Origin of the sequence: Micromonospora sp. DH14, assembly GCF_029809455.1 — a bacterium.
GTDB classification, from domain to species: Bacteria; Actinomycetota; Actinomycetes; order Mycobacteriales; family Micromonosporaceae; genus Micromonospora; species Micromonospora parva.
Window position 1 is genome coordinate 23,212 of sequence record NZ_JARVKT010000017.1, and the last position, 16,181, is coordinate 39,392.

General features: G+C 69.7%; 12 protein-coding genes. 9 read left to right on the forward strand and 3 right to left on the reverse strand.

Translation table 11 applies throughout. The annotated features are described in order from the left end of the window. Window positions 1-142 precede the first annotated feature (142 nt). The 7 genes from QCZ28_RS21545 to QCZ28_RS21575 all read left to right on the forward strand — a co-directional run bounded on the left by QCZ28_RS21545 (window position 143) and on the right by QCZ28_RS21575 (window position 11,233). Entirely contained in the window at window positions 143-2,248 is a 2,106-nt protein-coding gene (locus QCZ28_RS21545; RefSeq protein ID WP_279518335.1) for a family 43 glycosylhydrolase, read from the forward strand. A gap of 412 nt (window positions 2,249-2,660) precedes the next feature. Further along, window positions 2,661-3,644 carry a LacI family DNA-binding transcriptional regulator gene (locus tag QCZ28_RS21550; RefSeq protein ID WP_209444598.1) on the forward strand — a complete coding sequence of 328 codons (984 nt, stop codon included), beginning with the start codon at window positions 2,661-2,663 and terminating at the stop codon, window positions 3,642-3,644. Between the two features lie 319 nt (window positions 3,645-3,963). Beyond that, window positions 3,964-5,619, forward strand: coding sequence for a glycoside hydrolase family 27 protein (locus QCZ28_RS21555; RefSeq protein WP_279518336.1), 1,656 nt, complete (start codon window positions 3,964-3,966; stop codon window positions 5,617-5,619). 312 nt (window positions 5,620-5,931) lie between these two features. After that, on the forward strand, window positions 5,932-7,074 hold the full coding sequence (chvE, locus tag QCZ28_RS21560) for a multiple monosaccharide ABC transporter substrate-binding protein (protein WP_279518337.1): 1,143 nt from the start codon (window positions 5,932-5,934) through the stop codon (window positions 7,072-7,074). Window positions 7,075-7,157: 83 nt separating this feature from the next. Beyond that, entirely contained in the window at window positions 7,158-8,696 is a 1,539-nt protein-coding gene (mmsA, locus tag QCZ28_RS21565; protein ID WP_279518338.1) for a multiple monosaccharide ABC transporter ATP-binding protein, read from the forward strand. After that, on the forward strand, window positions 8,693-9,943 hold the full coding sequence (mmsB, locus tag QCZ28_RS21570) for a multiple monosaccharide ABC transporter permease (protein WP_279518339.1): 1,251 nt from the start codon (window positions 8,693-8,695) through the stop codon (window positions 9,941-9,943). Before mmsA ends, mmsB begins: the two co-directional genes overlap by 4 nt. A 180-nt stretch (window positions 9,944-10,123) precedes the next feature. Then, the gene (locus QCZ28_RS21575; protein ID WP_279518340.1) at window positions 10,124-11,233 is read left to right on the forward strand and encodes a DUF3103 family protein; all 1,110 of its coding nucleotides are present in this window, start codon (window positions 10,124-10,126) and stop codon (window positions 11,231-11,233) included. 87 nt (window positions 11,234-11,320) lie between these two features. On the opposite strand, the gene QCZ28_RS21580 is transcribed toward QCZ28_RS21575, so the two are convergent. Genes QCZ28_RS21580 through QCZ28_RS21590 form a run of 3 tightly spaced genes read right to left on the reverse strand, consistent with a single transcriptional unit; the run spans window position 11,321 to window position 15,055 of the window. Further along, window positions 11,321-11,902: a TetR family transcriptional regulator gene (locus QCZ28_RS21580; RefSeq protein WP_279518341.1), complete on the reverse strand. Its 582-nt coding sequence runs from the start codon at window positions 11,900-11,902 to the stop codon at window positions 11,321-11,323. A gap of 52 nt (window positions 11,903-11,954) precedes the next feature. Further along, on the reverse strand, window positions 11,955-12,620 hold the full coding sequence (locus QCZ28_RS21585; RefSeq protein WP_279518342.1) for a hypothetical protein: 666 nt from the start codon (window positions 12,618-12,620) through the stop codon (window positions 11,955-11,957). 29 nt (window positions 12,621-12,649) lie between these two features. Next, window positions 12,650-15,055 (reverse strand): PEP/pyruvate-binding domain-containing protein, encoded by a 2,406-nt coding sequence (locus QCZ28_RS21590; protein WP_279518343.1) that lies wholly within the window; start codon window positions 15,053-15,055, stop codon window positions 12,650-12,652. Window positions 15,056-15,194: 139 nt separating this feature from the next. Here QCZ28_RS21590 and QCZ28_RS21595 point away from each other — a divergent pair, with 139 nt between their 5' ends. Together QCZ28_RS21595 and QCZ28_RS21600 are read left to right on the forward strand one after the other, a co-directional pair. After that, window positions 15,195-15,854, forward strand: a complete 660-nt coding sequence (locus QCZ28_RS21595) for a M23 family metallopeptidase (protein WP_279518344.1) — start codon at window positions 15,195-15,197, stop codon at window positions 15,852-15,854. Window positions 15,855-15,926: 72 nt separating this feature from the next. Further along, window positions 15,927-16,157, forward strand: a complete 231-nt coding sequence (locus tag QCZ28_RS21600; protein WP_030335996.1) for a DUF2188 domain-containing protein — start codon at window positions 15,927-15,929, stop codon at window positions 16,155-16,157. The last annotated feature ends 24 nt before the right edge of the window (window positions 16,158-16,181 follow it).

Here is a 16,181-nt window from a genome sequence, read left to right on the forward strand (position 1 = left end):
TCCCGGTTGCGGCAGCTCATCGCCGCAACCGTCGGGCTGACGGTGTTAGCGATCACATGGCCGGACGTCGGTCAGCTCGGTGCCCCGCCCGGTGCCGCGGACGCGACCCAGATCGCTCGGTTGACGTCAGCAGAGGAGGATCATGCTTTCCATCGGTCGGGTTCCCCGGGGTGCGCCGCGTCGGCGCGGGTGGCTGTCGAGACTTGCTGTCGCCGCGATGACACTGGTGGTCGGTGGCGCGGCCGCAGCCGTCGCCTCGGCGCCCGCGTCAGCGGCGACTGTCGACACCAGTGCCTGGTACGTGTTGGTGAACCGCAACAGCGGCAAGGCCCTGGACGTGTACAACCTGGCGACCAACGACGGCGCGCGGATCACGCAGTGGACCCGCAACAACGGTAACCAGCAGCAGTGGCAGTTCGTCGACTCCGGTGGTGGCTACTACCGGGTGAAGTCGCGGCTCTCCGGCAAGGTGCTCGACGTCTCGGGCTTCTCGACCGCCAACGGCGGCAGCATCGTGCAGTGGAGCGACACCAACGGCACCAACCAGCAGTTCCGGTTGGCCGACTCCGACGGCGGCTACGTCCGGCTGATCAACCGGAACAGCAACAAGGTGATGGAGGTGCAGAGCGCCTCGACCGCCGACGGCGGCAACATCGTGCAGTACGACGACTGGAACGGCACCAACCAGCAGTGGCAGTTCGTCCGCGTCGACGGCGGTACCAACCCCACCACGCCGCCGCCGTCGAACGGCACGTACTCGAACCCGGTGGTCTGGCAGGACTTCGCCGACGTCGACATCATCCGGGTGGACAACGCCTACTACATGTCGGCGTCCACCATGCACTACTCGCCGGGCGCGCCGGTCCTGCGCTCCTACGACCTGGTCAACTGGGAGTTCGCCGGCCACTCCGTGCCCCGGCTCGACTTCGGGTCGAAGTACGACATGAGCGGCGGTAACGCGTACGTCGACGGGATCTGGGCGTCGACGCTGAACTACCGGCCGAGCAACCGGACGTACTACTGGGCCGGGTGCATCGACTTCGCGCAGACCCACATCTACACCGCGGCCGCCGTCGACGGCGCCTGGAGCAAGCACACCACCATCCCCAACTGCTACTACGACGCCGGGATGCTGATCGACGACAACGACACCATGTACGTGGCGTACGGCAACGGGACCATCAGCGTCGCCCAGCTCTCGGCCGACGGGAAGTCCCAGGTGCGCGCGCAGCAGGTGTACCAGACGCCGTCGAGCATCGGGACGCTGGAAGGTGCCCGGTTCTACAAGCGCAACGGCGCCTACTACATCTGGCTCACCCGCCCGGCCAACGGCCAGTACGTGCTGAAGTCGACGAACGGTCCGTTCGGCCCGTACGAGCAGCGTCAGGTCCTGCTCAACCTGCCCGGTCCGATCTCCGGCGGCGGTGTGCCGCACCAGGGCGGTCTGGTGCAGACCCAGAATGGCGACTGGTACTACATGTCCTTCGTTGACGCGTACCCCGGTGGTCGGATGCCGGCCCTGGCGCCGATCACCTGGACCGGCGACGGTTGGCCGGTGTTGCAGACGGTCAACGGCGCGTGGGGCAGCTCGTACCCGAAGCCGAACCTGCCGGCGCCGCCCCGGGCGGTCAAGCCGCTCACCGGCACCGACACCTTCGCCGGCACCACGCTGGGCCCGCAGTGGGAGTGGAACCACAACCCGGACAACAGCAAGTGGTCGGTCAACAACGGCCTGAACCTGCAGACCGCCACCGTCACCGGCGACCTGTACAAGGCGCGCAACACGGTGACCCACCGCATCCAGGGCCCCACCTCGACCGGGACCATCGAGTTGGACTACTCCACCATGCGCGACGGTGATCGCACCGGCCTGGCGGTGCTGCGCAACTCGTCAGCCTGGATCGGCATCCGCCGGGACAACGGGTCCACCCGGCTGGTCATGCAGAACGGCCTGACGATGGACGGCAGCTGGAACACCACCAGCACCGGCAGCGAGGTGGCGAGCACCGCCATCTCCGGTGGCCGGATCTGGTTGCGCGCCAACGCCGACATCAGACCCGGCTCCGGCCGGCAGGCCCGTTTCTCGTACAGCACCGACGGGGTCAACTTCACCTCGTTCGGCAACGCCCTGACGTTGGAGAACAACTGGCAGTTCTTCATGGGCTACCGGTTCGCCATCTTCAACCACGCGACACAGGCGCTCGGTGGCGCGGTCACCGTGCGGCGATTCGACCTGACGACGCCGTGACACCAGTCACACGACGTCCGGTCTGACCGGTGGCGCCGGCCGCGCACGCCGTACGGCATGTCGAGTCGGCGCCACCGTGTCGGGCCCGCGCCGGCCTGCTCCACGCTCTGTCCAGGAGCGCGGGCGGGCCGGCGTCCCACGTCGGGGGCCGTGCGCCGCACCGGCTGGCGCGCACCTCCGGCGGGGACCGGGTGGTACGGCGTGGGCGGGTTGCGCAGACCCGACAGAGCCATGCCGTGTTCAGGACGGTTGCTGGCGTAGACTGTCGGCGATCCAGCGCTGGTCACCTGGGATTCAGCACCGGCGTGGTGACTGAGCGAGGGGGATCGGGCCGGGCCGCTCCAGTCGACGTCGACGGGCCGCGGGCCGGAGATGTAGCGGGGGGAGTGAAATGGCCGTCCACGGTCCCGCGATGACGGACGTTGCTCGTCTCGCCGGTGTCTCCCATCAGACGGTGTCGCGGGTGCTCAACGGGCATCCCAACGTCCGTGAGCAGACCCGGCTTCGGGTACGAGCGGCGATCGCCGAACTCGGCTACCGCCCCAACGGCGCGGCGCGCGCCCTGGTGACCGGCCGATCACAGGTCATCGGCGTGGTCGCGCAGAACACGACGCTCTACGGTCCGGCGTCGCTGCTGGCCGCGTTGGAGCAGACCGCCGCGGAGGAGGGCTTCGCGGTCAGCGTCGGCAGCGTGCGCAATCTCGACCACCGGTCCATCTCGGCGGCCGTCGAGCGGCACCTGTCGCACCGGGTCGCCGGCATCGTGGTCATCGCCCCGGTCGAGTCGGCCGGTGAGGCGTTGGAGCGCCTGCCCAAGGACGTCCCGCTGGTCACCGTCGACGGCGACCCGAGCCGGCCGGTGCCGCTGGTGACTGTCGACCAGGTGGCGGGAGCCCGGGCGGCCACGCAACATCTCCTCGACGCAGGGCACCGCACCGTCTGGCACGTCTCCGGGCCGACCGACTGGTTCGACAGCGTCGGCCGGATCGACGGCTGGCGGCAGGCGCTGCTGGCCGCCGGGCTGGATCCGCCGCCGCCGATGCCGGGGGACTGGTCGGCCGCGTCGGGCTACCGGTGCGGGCAGATGTTGGCGCGGATGCCGGAGGTCACCGCCGTCTTCACCGCCAACGACCATCTCGCGTTGGGCGTGCTGCGGGCGCTGCACGAGTTCGGCCGGCGGGTGCCGGACGAGATCAGTGTGGTCGGCTTCGACGACGTGCCGGAGGCGGCGTACTTCATTCCGCCGCTGACCACCGTCCGACCGGACTTCGACGCGGTGGCGCGGGCGAGCCTGCAGATGTTGCTGTCGCAGATCGAGTCGGGCACCGGCGGGGCGCTGCGGCAGACCGTCGCCCCGGCTCTGGTCGCCCGCCAGAGTGTCGCCCCACCGCGCTGACGACCAGAGGTGCCCCTGCGGCGGGAATCGCTCCCGCCGCGGCTGCCCGCTGAGCGGGTGCGGGTGCGGCCGGGGGTGCGGGCCGGCGTCGGCGTGCGGCAATTTCCGGCTTCGTGACCGATAAGACGCGTCTCGATGCGTGGCGGAGTGTAGTCAATCGACCTCGGACGATGCGGCGTCGTGAAGGTATTGAACCTCGTGAAATGTCGCCGTAACATGATGGGCGTCTCTGTTAACGCTAACAAAAATTGGCGTACGACTATCGGCGCACCAACCGGAGATCGTAGTCACGGCCGGGCGCCACCGACAAGGAGGCTCGATGAACCGCACTACCCGAGGTCGTCGCTGGGGGAGCGTACTGGCCGCCGGAATACTGCTCGCCGGCGCACTGGTCGGCCTTCGCGCCACGACGGCGCAGGCACTGGACAACGGCGTGGCGCGCACTCCCCCCATGGGGTGGAATTCGTGGAACTCGTTCGGCTGCAACATCAACGAGGCGCTGATCCGGCAGACGGCGGACGCGATCGTCAGCAGCGGTATGCGGGACCTGGGCTACAACTACGTCGTCGTCGACGACTGTTGGTTCAACCCCAACCGGGACTCATCCGGCAACATCCAGGGCGACCCCGGTCGGTTCCCCAGTGGCATGAAGGCGCTCGGCGACTACCTGCACGCCCGGAACCTGAAGTTCGGCCTCTACCAGGTGCCGGTCGACAAGACCTGCGCGCAGTACTTCGGCGCCTACCCGGGCGCGACCGGCAGCCGCGGTCACGAGGTGCAGGACGCGCGCCAGTTCGCCGCCTGGGGCGTCGACTTCCTCAAGTACGACTGGTGCTCGCCGGAGGGCAGCATCAACGACCAGGTGGCCACCTTCGCCAAGATGCGTGACGCGCTGGCCGCCACCGGCCGGCCGATCGTCTACAGCATCAACCCCAACAGCATCCACGCCAAGACCGGCCCGCAGCGCAACTGGGGCGACGTGGCCAACATGTGGCGAACCACCGAGGACATCACCAACGCGTGGGACACCGGCCAGACCAACGGCTACCCGATGGGCATCCAGAACATCATCAACGTGACCGTTCCGCTGGCGTCGTACGCGAGGCCGGGTGGGTTCAACGACCCGGACATGATGGAGGTCGGCCGCGGTGGCATGAACGACACGGAGATGCGCAGCCACTTCGCGATGTGGGCGATCATGGCGTCTCCGCTGATCGCCGGCAACGACGTGCGGAACATGAACGCCGCGACGCAGACCATCCTCAAGAACGCCAACCTGATCGCGATCAACCAGGACTCGCTCGGGTTGCAGGGGACGCAGGTGTCGTTCGACGGCACGCGTCGGGTGCTGGCCAAGCGGCTCGCCAACGGTGACGTCGCCGTCGCCCTGTTCAACCAGGGCGGCTCGACGACGACGATCTCGACCACCGCCGCGGCCATCGGCAAGTCCGGCTCGTCGTTCACGCTGGTGGACGCGTGGACCGGCGGCACCAGCTCCAGCAGCGGGACCATCAGCGCCAGCGTCCCGGCGCACGGCACCGTGGTGTACCGGGTCAGCGGTGGCGGGACGACTCCTCCGACGACGCCGCCGCCGACCACGTCGAGTGCGTACGCCAGCGCGGCCTCCGGGCGCTGCCTCGACGTGCCGAACAGCAACACGACCAACGGCACCCAGCCGGTCATCTGGGACTGCAACGGCGCCGCCAACCAGCGCTGGACCCGCAGCGGTCAGACCCTGCAGGCCCTCGGTAAGTGCCTGGACGCGCCCCTCAACGCCACGGCCGGCGTCAAGGTGCAGATCTGGGACTGCAACGGCGGGACCAACCAGCAGTGGGCGGTCAACGCCAACGGCACGATCAGCGCCACGCAGTCGGGGCTCTGCCTGGACGTCAACAACAACGGCACCGCCAACGGCACCACGGTGATCCTCTGGACCTGCACCGGTGCGGCGAACCAGCGGTGGTCGCAGCGGTAGCCGATCGGGTCCGCCGGCCGACGGGGCCCCGGCGACCCACCTGACCCGGCGGTAGTGCTGGTGCCCGCGGACGGCAGACGTCGTCCGCGGGCACCGGTCTGTCGGTGCCGTGGACGACCACGCTGAGTTGTCGCGTCCTGCCCTTCCGGCTGGTCGGTCGTATGGCTACGCTCGCCTGGATGCTCCGTTACGAGACCGTGACACCGGTATTTCGGATCAGGTGTTGACGCAATGTTTGTGAGCGCTAACACTACCCGAAAGATGACAGTTGGCCCCGGGCAGTCGGCGGGGGAGTCCTGAGAGGAGAAGCCGGTGGGCAGGAAATTCCTGGTTGCTCTCGGCGGCGCGGCACTCGCGCTGAGCTTGGCGGCATGCAGCGGCGGGGGTGCGGGCAGCGGTGAGAAGACCGGCGACGAGAAGCCCAGCGATCTGACCATCGGCGTGTCGATGCCGACCCAGACCTCGGAGCGGTGGATCGCCGACGGCAACGCGGTGAAGTCGAAGCTCGAGGCCAAGGGTTACAAGGTCGACCTCCAGTACGCCGGCGACGACATCCCCACGCAGTCGCAGCAGGTCGACCAGATGATCACCCAGGGCGCGGATGTCCTCATCCTCGCGGCGATCGACGGCACGGCGCTCAGCAGCCAGCTGCAGGCCGCCGCGGCCGCGAAGATCCCGGTCATCTCCTACGACCGGCTGATCCGCGGCAGCAAGGACGTCGACTTCTACGTCAGCTTCGACAACTACAAGGTCGGCGTCGCCCAGGGCACCGCCCTGCTGGTCGGTCTCGGCCTGCTGAACAAGGACGGCACGAAGGGCACGGCCAAGGGGCCGCTGAACGTCGAGCTCTTCGCCGGGTCGCTGGACGACAACAACACCCAGTACTTCTTCAGCGGCGCGATGGACACCCTGAAGCCGTTCATCGAGGACGGCACGCTGGTCGTCAAGTCCAAGCAGACCACCCCCGAGCAGGTCGCCACCCTGCGGTGGCAGCAGGAGACCGCGCAGAAGCGGATGGAGAACCTGCTCACCTCCAGCTACAACGACGGCTCCAAGGTCGACGGGGTGCTGTCGCCGTACGACGGCATCTCCCGGGGCATCATCACCGCCCTGCAGAACGCCGGCTACGGCAAGGGCGCGAAGAAGCTCCCGGTCGTGACCGGCCAGGACGCGGAGATCGCCTCGATCAAGCTGATCAACGACGGCGTGCAGAGCTCCACGGTCTTCAAGGACACCCGACTGCTGGCCGAGCAGGCCGTGAACGCGGCCGAGGCGTTCCTGCAGAAGAAGCAGCCGCAGGCCAACGACACCGAGACGTACAACAACGGCGTCAAGGTCGTCCCGGCGTACCTGCTGCCGATCGCGACCGTCTACAAGGACGACATCAAGGCGACGCTGATCGACTCCGGCTACTGGACGGCGGAAGAGGTCGCCGCCGGTCAGGCCAAGAAGTAAGCCACTCGTCGGGCCCGGCGGTCATCCGCCGGGCCCGACGCCTGGGCGTGTACCGCGTCCAGACCTGACGGAGGACAGTGACCATGGACGACACCATCCTCGAGATGCGTCGCATCACCAAGACCTTCCCCGGCGTGACCGCGCTGGAGGACGTCACCCTCGCAGTGCGCCGCGGCGAGATCCACGCCATCTGCGGTGAGAACGGCGCCGGCAAGTCCACCCTGATGAAGGTGCTGTCCGGCGTCTACCCGTCCGGCTCGTACGACGGCGAGATTCTCTTCGACGGCAAGCCGATGCAGTTCCGCGGCATCCGCGACAGCGAGGCCAACGGCATCGTCATCATCCACCAGGAGCTCGCCCTGGTGCCGTACCTGTCGATCGCGGAGAACATCTTCCTCGGCAACGAGCGGCGTGGCCGCAGCGGGCTCATCGACTGGAACTTCGCCAACGCCGAAGCGGCGAAGCTGCTGGCATCCGTCGGGCTGCACGAGAACCCGGTCACCCCGGTCATCCAGCTCGGCGTCGGCAAGCAGCAGCTGGTGGAGATCGCCAAGGCGCTGTCGAAGAAGGTGCGCCTGCTCATCCTGGACGAGCCGACGGCCGCGCTCAACGACATCGACTCGGCGCACCTGCTCGACCTGCTGCGGGCCCTCAAGGAGCAGGGCATCACCTGCATCATGATCTCGCACAAGCTCAACGAGATCACCGCCATCGCCGACTCCACCACGGTGATCCGCGACGGGCGCGCGGTGGAGACCCTCGACATGACGTCCGACGACGTGAACCAGCAGCGGATCATCCGGGGCATGGTCGGGCGCGACCTGGACAGCTTCTACCCCGACCGCGAGTCGTCCCCCGGTGACGAGGTCCTGCGCATCGAGGACTGGACGGTGCGGCACCCGGTCCAGGACCGGATGGTCGTCGAGGGCGTCGGCCTGTCCGTACGCGCCGGCGAGGTCGTCGGCATCGCGGGCCTCATGGGAGCTGGTCGCACCGAGCTGGCGATGAGCGTGTTCGGTCGGTCCTACGGGCGCGACATCCGGGGCCGGCTCTTCGTCCACGGGCGGGAGGTGCAGGCCCGCACGGTCGCCGAGGCGATCGACAACGGCATCGCCTACGTCACCGAGGACCGCAAGCACTACGGGCTCAACCTCATCGACGACGTGCGGCGCAACGTGTCCGCCGCCGCGTTGGACAAGCTGTCCCGCCTGGGCTGGGTGAACGGCAACGAGGAGATCAAGGTTGCCGAGACGAGCCGCAAGGAGATGAACATCCGTACGCCGAGCGTCATGGCGGTGGTCGGGAAGCTCTCCGGCGGCAACCAGCAGAAGGTCGTGCTGTCGAAGTGGCTGTTCACCGACCCGGACGTGTTGATCCTCGACGAACCGACCCGCGGTATCGACGTCGGCGCCAAGTACGAGATCTACACGATCATCAACCGGCTGGTGGCGGCCGGTAAGGCGGTGATCGTCATCTCCTCCGAGCTTCCCGAGCTGCTCGGAATGTGCGACCGCATCTACACCCTCGCCGCCGGCCGGATCACCGGCGAGATGCCGGTGGCCGAGGCGACTCAGGAGAGCCTCATGGAGCTGATGACCAAGGACAAGGAGCTCGTCGGATGACCAGCATCAAGACCCCTTCGACGGAGCGCCCCACGCCCCCGGACAGCACACCCACCACCGCCCTGCACAGCGGGACGAACGACCTGCGGTCGCTGGTGTTGAACAACCTGCGGCAGAGCGGCATCTACGTCGCCCTGGTCGTCATCGTCGCTCTCTTCGCGGTCCTGACCGACGGGGTGTTGCTGAGCCCCGGCAACATCACCAACATCGTCCTCCAGTACTCGTACATCCTGGTCCTCGCGATCGGCATGGTCATCCTGATCATCGGCGGGCACATCGACCTGTCGGTCGGATCGGTCGTCGCGCTCACCGGAGCGGTCTCCGCCGTCCTGGTGATCCAGCAGGGCCATCCCTGGTGGATCGGCGTCGTGGCGGCGCTTGTCGTCGGCGTCGCGGTCGGCGCCTGGCACGGGTTCTGGGTGGCGTACGCCGGCATTCCGGCCTTCATCGTGACCCTGGCCGGCATGCTGCTGTTCCGGGGTCTCACCCTGCGGGTGCTCGACAACATCTCGCTGTCGCCGTTCCCCTCCGAGTACCAGCAGGTCGCGGCGGGCTTCCTCAACGGCCTGCTCGGCGGCGAGGGCTTCGACGCCTTCACGTTGCTGATCGGCGCCATCGCCGTGGCCGGCTACGCGGTCAGTGGCTTCCGCACCCGCGTGGCGCGGATCCGCTACCAGCAGCCGGTCGAGTCGTTCCCGCTGTTCGTCGCCCGGGTCGTGCTGGTCGGCGCGGTCCTCATGTACTTCGCCTGGCAGCTGGCGCACGCCCGAGGCCTGCCGATCGTGCTGATCATCCTGGCGGTCCTGGTGCTGGTCTACGGCCTGCTCACCCGGCGTACGGTCTTCGGCCGCCAGGTCTACGCGATCGGCGGCAACCTGTCGGCGGCGGCGCTGTCCGGGGTGAAGGTCCGCACCGTCAACTTCTGGATGTTCGTCAACATGGGCTTCCTGGCGGCGGTGGCCGGCGTCATCTACTCGTCGCGGTCCAACGGCGCCCAGCCCGCCGCGGGCAACATGTTCGAGCTGGACGCGATCGCCGCGGCCTTCATCGGCGGTGCGGCGGTCACCGGCGGCGTGGGCACCGTGGTGGGCGCGATGGTCGGTGGTCTGATCATGGCGGTGATGAGCAACGGCATGCAGCTCATGGGCATCGACCAGTCGACCCAGTCCGTGGTGAAGGGCCTCGTCCTGCTCGTCGCGGTCGCCTTCGACGTCTACAACAAGCGTCGCGCGGGCACGTCCCGCTGACCCGGAGGTACGGACCGTCCCGGTGAGCCCGACGTGGATCAGGCCGCCGGGACGGTCCGTTTGAGCATGGATCGTGACCGTAATACTTGTCATTGACCAACCCCGATACGCGGATGCGATCATCTCGCCACGCCCGCGTCGCCGGTCACGAGCCGGCGTCGCGACTGGAGAGGAGCCCGTATGCATCCCCGTTCGATCCGGCTCGCCGCGTTGTCGCTGGCACTGGCGGTAGCCACCCTGATCGCCGCGACCCCCGCCCAGGCCCGTCCCGCCGGCACCATCCCGGCCGCCGACGTCACCCCGTCCGACACCGGCCCGGTCTACTCGGCGACCGACCGACTCGCCCGCGAGGTGGCTGGTGCGCTCGCCGATTCCGCCACCCGGGGCCGAGTGCTCGCCGGCACGACCGCCGGTCCGGTGGACCTGCTGCGTGCCCGGCTGGGCTCCCGGGCGGACCGTGCCGCCCAGGCCGCCAACGAGGCGGTGCTGGCGGCGAAGGGCCTTCCGGCAGCAACCGGTTCCGTGCTGCAACTCCGGCTCGCGGACTCCGCCACCACGGCTGCGTCTGCGGCCCTTCCGCTCGTGGCGGCGGCCCCGACTGATGATGCGGTGGCCAGCGTGGCCGCGTACGACCCGGCCGGCGCACGGATCCTGCTGGACCCGGTCCGGGTGCCCGGCCGCGCGGTGCTGGTGGTCGAGGTCAACGTGGCCAGGGCGATCGAGCAGGGTCTCGCGCAGGTACGGCAGGAGTTGGCCGACCGAGGGCTGACCGGCGCGCGGGCCGCCCGGACGACGCAGGCCGGCTACTGGGCCACCAAGGTCAATGCCATCCGGCTCAGCAACGACCAGGAGACCTGGATCAAGGGCAGTGCGGAGATCTTCAACGTCGTGGCCGGGTTCGGGCTCGACGGCCAGCCGACGGTCAACCTCGTGGAGATGCCCTACCTGGACAACGACGGCACGGTCTACTACCCCAACCAACTGCTGGTCCACTTCAACACTTACAAGTACAACCTGGCCGACGTGGTGATGTGGGAGGACGACGGCGACACCAACTACCGCGACCTGGCCACGGCACTGATCACCGCCTTGCTGACCATCGTCGACTACGGCACCTACACCCCGCTGGTCACCGCAATCATCAACGCGATGCCGGCTAGTTGGTGGACCGACGACCCGGATTACGTCGACTCCTGGTACACCCTCAGCACCGGCAGCTCCGGCCGGCTCAACGGTGCGGCCGCCAACGGCTGGATGGACGTCACCCCGTACTGGGTGCAGCAGCTCTGAGCGAGAGTCGCCTCCCCCGGGCCGACGCCCGGGGGAGGCGACCGAGGACGATCGCGCTGCTGAGGGGTCCGGTACGACCACCACCGCTCAGGTCGCCGACGACGCGCCGAAGAGCAGGTCCAGCTGGGCGTCCAGCGCGCCCAGCGCCTGCTCGGCGGTGTACTGCCCGCCGAGCAGGTAGACACCCAGCCCTTCCATCAGCGCCAGCAGACCGGAAGCGGCGGCGTCGTCGTGCCGGTCGGGCAGGAGACCGGCGATGAACTCGGTGAGCTGCCGGGTGCCCTCCCGCAGGCCGGTCGCGGCGGCCGGACGCACCGCCGTGTACGCGAGGAACGCCAGCGCCACCCGACCGTCGTCGCGGGTGTGCGCGTCGACCGGCAGCAACGCGGCGAGCAGGGTCCGCAGCAGCAGTCGGGGCGGTGGGTCAACACCCAGCCGGGCCACCGCCTCGGTGACCCGGATCTGGCTGCGCTCGCGGACCACGCTCAACGCGAACGCCATCATCTCGTCCTTGGTCCGGAAGTAGTGCTGGACCATGCCGGCGGACACGCCGGCCGCGGCGGCCACGTGTCGGAGGCTGACCGCTTCCAGCCCCTGAGCCGCGGCGACCCGCATCAACGCGTCCGCGATGAGGGTGCGTCGCTCCTGGTGGTCGACCTTCTTCGGCATGGCCTCGATCGTTTCACAGTGGTTGGCCCGGGCACCCCGCCAGCGGCGGTGGTCACCGGCTGACGGTGCCGCCCGTGGGGGTGCCCCGGGCGCTGCGCAGCAGGCCGTCGGGGTCGTCGGCGTACAGTCGCAGCTCGTTCGTCGGCGCTGACCCGCCCCTCGGCAGGTCGAAGGTCAGCGGCCGGCGCAGCAGGACGTCGACGCTCGTCTGGCTGCCGACGGCGATGGACACCACCCGGCGGTCGCCGTCCTGCTCGACCTGGACGGACCTGCTCGACGGCAGCGAACGGTACCGCTTGCGCAGCGCCTCGACGTCGGTCCACGGGATGAAGATGTCGATGCCCGAGTTGAGCCGCACCCGCAGGCCACCGTCACCCACGACGTGGGGGTGGATGGTCATGCCGGCGTACAGCCCGATCATCCAGAGCAGACCCCAGACGCCGAGGCCGAGCACGATCCAGCGGGCGGGCCGCCAGGGCACCACGTGGGTGACCACGACATCGAAGATCGGGATCTCCACGGCCGACAGCCCGATGAAGATGCCCAGGATCGGCTTGACCACGCCGAGGTAGCCGAACGGCTCGTCGCCGGGCCGCAGCGGCAGCGTGCGCCGCCGCGCCCACGCGTAGAGGTTGCGCCACGTCGCGGCTTCGGCCTCGGCCGCGCGACGCAGCAGCGGGCCCACCCGCGCCCTGGTCGTCGCCGTGGTGTCGCTCATCGTCGTCCTTTTCGGTAGCGGGTGGACGGTCAGTGGACCGTGACGGTGCCGGCGCCGCCGTCGACAGTGACGAGTTGCCCCGTGGTGATCGTCCGGGTGGCGTCCGGCACGCAGATGACGGCGGGAATGCCGTACTCGCGGGCCACCGTCGGGCCGTGCGCCATGATCGCGCCGGTCTCGGTGACCAGCGCCGCGGCGGTGAGGAACAGCGGCGTCCACCCGGGGTCCGTGGTCGCGGCCACCAGGACGTCGCCGGGCTCGACGTGGGCGGTGCCCGGGTCGTGGACGACCCGGGCGGGGCCGGTCACCCGACCGGCCGACGCGCCCACGCCGGCGAGCGTCCCGTCGCCGGCCGCCGTGGCGGGCAGGACCGCCTCGACGTCGGTGCCGTCGGAGAGCAGCGCCACCGGCACCGTCCTGCGGCCTAGCTCCCGCCGGTGCACGGCCCGCCGGGAGGTCACTGTCGCTCGCGGGTCGACACCCTGGTGTACGGCGGCGTGCACCTCGTCGAGGGTCAGGAACATGATGTCGTCGGGTTGGTCCAGCAACCCGGTGCCGTGCAGGTCGGCGCCGATGAGCAGCAGTTGCCGGCGGGTCTCGCGCAGTGGGTACAACCCGGCGAACTTGCCCGTCTCGCGCAGACCGGCCAACGACCGCGCCCGGCGCAGCAGGAAACCGGCGATGGTGCCGCGCACCGGCCGCCGACGGCGGGCTCGCCCGATCAGCTCCGCCAGCGCCCGCTCGGCGGCGACGGCGGCCTGTCGGAAACGTTCGTCGGGACCCTGCCGCGGATCGGTGACCCGCAGGTAGTTGGCGACAGCGGCGAAGACCGGAGCGGGGTCCTCCTCCCAGCGCGGCACGCCGAGGTCGACTTCGGCGACGCCCCGGTGGCCGTAGGCCTCCAGGAAGGCGGCCATGCCGATGTCGGGCAGGGTTCCGCGCAGGTAGCGCGTGGCCAGCTCGGCCGGCGGGGTGTCGAGGAGGAGCCGGCGGTGCTCGCCCGCGCCCTGGGCCAGCCGCCACAGCGCCAGGTCCATCTCGATCGTGACGTTGTGCGGCATGCCGCCCAGCACGGTGTGGATCTCGTCCGGCCCGGCGAGGCCCTTCAGCAGCGCGGCCGGCAGTGCGGCGGCCAGCATTCCCGCGACGATCGGCCACATGATCGCGTCAGCGCTGTCGTCGGCCTCCTGCGCCACCTGCACGAAGCGCAGCCGGTCGGCGGCGGTCCGCAGGTCGGCGGGGGCTGTCGACCGGGTCCTCAGCCGCTCGACCGCCTCGAACATCCGAATCCGTGCGGTGTCGGGACGGGCCAGCGCCCGCAGGATCCCGACCACCGCACGGCGGGCCGTCCGCAGCGAGGCCGCCCCCGCCGCCCCGCCGCGGCGGGGGCCGCCGTTGGTCGGGGCGAAGCGGGGGTCGTCCAGCACGTGCTGCATCACCGCCTGGGCGCGCGGCCCGAAGTCGACAGCCATGAGCTTGACCAGCCGTTTGCGCGACGACCGGTCCCGGGTCAGGTCGGTCAGGTCGCCGTAGAGCCGCCCACCGATGTCCACGATCTCCACCCGCACCCCGAGCGCGGCCAGCATGGCGGTGATCTGCGTCCGCAGTGTCGCCATGCCCATCGGGGTGACCGGTCGCAGCATGCCCTGGACGTGACCGAACTCCAGGTAGACGCGGGGGAGGGGCTTGTCGGTGGCCGGCGGCTGCGGAAACATCGTGGTGATCGGCCGGGACTGCAGGAGCCACTGGACGTCGTGCGCGTCGATCGCCCACTCGATGTCCTGCGGGCAACCGAAGTGGGCCTGCAACCGCTCGCCGGTGGCGCGCAGGTCGGCCAGGTGCGCGGAGGTCAGGCAGCCGGTGTCGGGTCGGCTGACGCCGTCGAGGACGTAGTGGTCCACCGTCGCCGCGCCGTCCACCACCGCCGTGCCGAGACCGGGGGCCGCGTCGACAGCCATCTCGTCGCGCCGCCCGGTCAGCGGGTTCGCGGTGAACAGCACCCCGGCCACCGTGGGCGTGATCATGCGTTGCACCACGACGGCCATCCGCACCTGCCGGTTGTCGATCTGCCGGGCGTCGCGGTAGGCGGTCGCCCGGTCGCTGTGCAGCGAGGCCCAGCACTTCTCGATGGCGGCGATCAGCTCGGGGCCGCCGACGACGTCGAGCACGGTGTCCTGCTGCCCGGCGAAGCTCGCGTCGGGCAGGTCCTCCGCGGTGGCGCTGGAGCGCACCGCCACCGGGCCCGCGCCGAGCCGCTGGTACGCGGTGACGACCTCGGCGGCCGGTACCACGCCGAGTCGGTGTGCCTCGGTGGTGACGCAGAAGCCCTCGGGGACCCGTTCGCCGCGCCGGATCAGCTCGCCCAACCCGGCGGCCTTGCCACCGACCAGGTCGAGCAGGTCGGTGGTCGCCTCGGACAACGGGATCACGTGCATGGGGTCCCACTCTCTTTGCAATACAACTGCATTGAATGCGACGGTACCTCGTTCGCGATGCGACTGCAATGTCACCGCTCGGGGGTGCGACCGGGCGTCGAGGCGCTGACCCGGCGTCGTGGCGTTGCCGGGATCTGCCATGCTCGGGCCGGTGACGACCGGCCGCCCCGCCAGAGCCCGTACCCACCGCCGCCCCCGACGCCGTGCCATCCGCGTCCTGCTCGCGCTCGTCGCGGTGGCGGCCGTCCTGGGCATCGCGGTGGTCGCGGTGCCGATGCTGCGACCGGCCGGGCCGCGCCCGCTCTTCCAGATGCCGGTGACCTGCGGGGAGACGTGGCAGCTCAGCACCTATCCCGGCCACGACGACTACGACGTCGACTTCTTTCCCGTCGAGGGCGAGACGTGGGGGCGGCCGGTGCTCGCGTCCTATGCCGGAACTGTCACAGTGGCGGGCGTCAACGGGTCGCTCGGTGGCCGCAACCCGGAGAACCCGGACGGCCCACGGGGGCGCGGCGGCGGCTACTGGGTGAAGATCGATCACGGCGGCAAGTGGGAGACGCAGTACCTGCACCTGCTCGAACCGCCGCTCGTCGAGGTGGGTCAGAAGGTCGCCCAGGGCGAACAGATCGGAAAGCTGGGCAGCACCGGCAATTCCGGTGCGCCGCACCTGCACTACGAGCAGCGTCGAGGCTGGGAGAAGGTCGAGACGCACTTCGACGGCGAACCGTCGGGCATCACCACCGACGAACGCGAACAGATCCTGCGGCGGGTGAGCAACAACTGCCCGGCCGTCTCCTGAGGGCGGCGGTTTGCCCCGTGCTTCTCGGGGCACTGATTCGGGGAACAGTTCGGACCCAGGGAGGAGCCGGCCATGGTCAAGGGTGACGTTGACACGTACCACGAGGACGGGCAGTGGAAGAACAAGCCGGAGGGCAACGAGCGGGCCAGCAGCACGCATGACGTGAAGGCCGACGCGCAGGCCCAGGGCCGCGAGATGGCGGCCGACCGGGGCGTCGAACACGTGGTCAAGAAGCAGGACGGCACGATCGGGGAGAAGAACACCTACCCCCGCAGCCGTGACCCCCGCGACATCGAGGGCTGACCGCCCTCGTCCGGAATCTCGCAC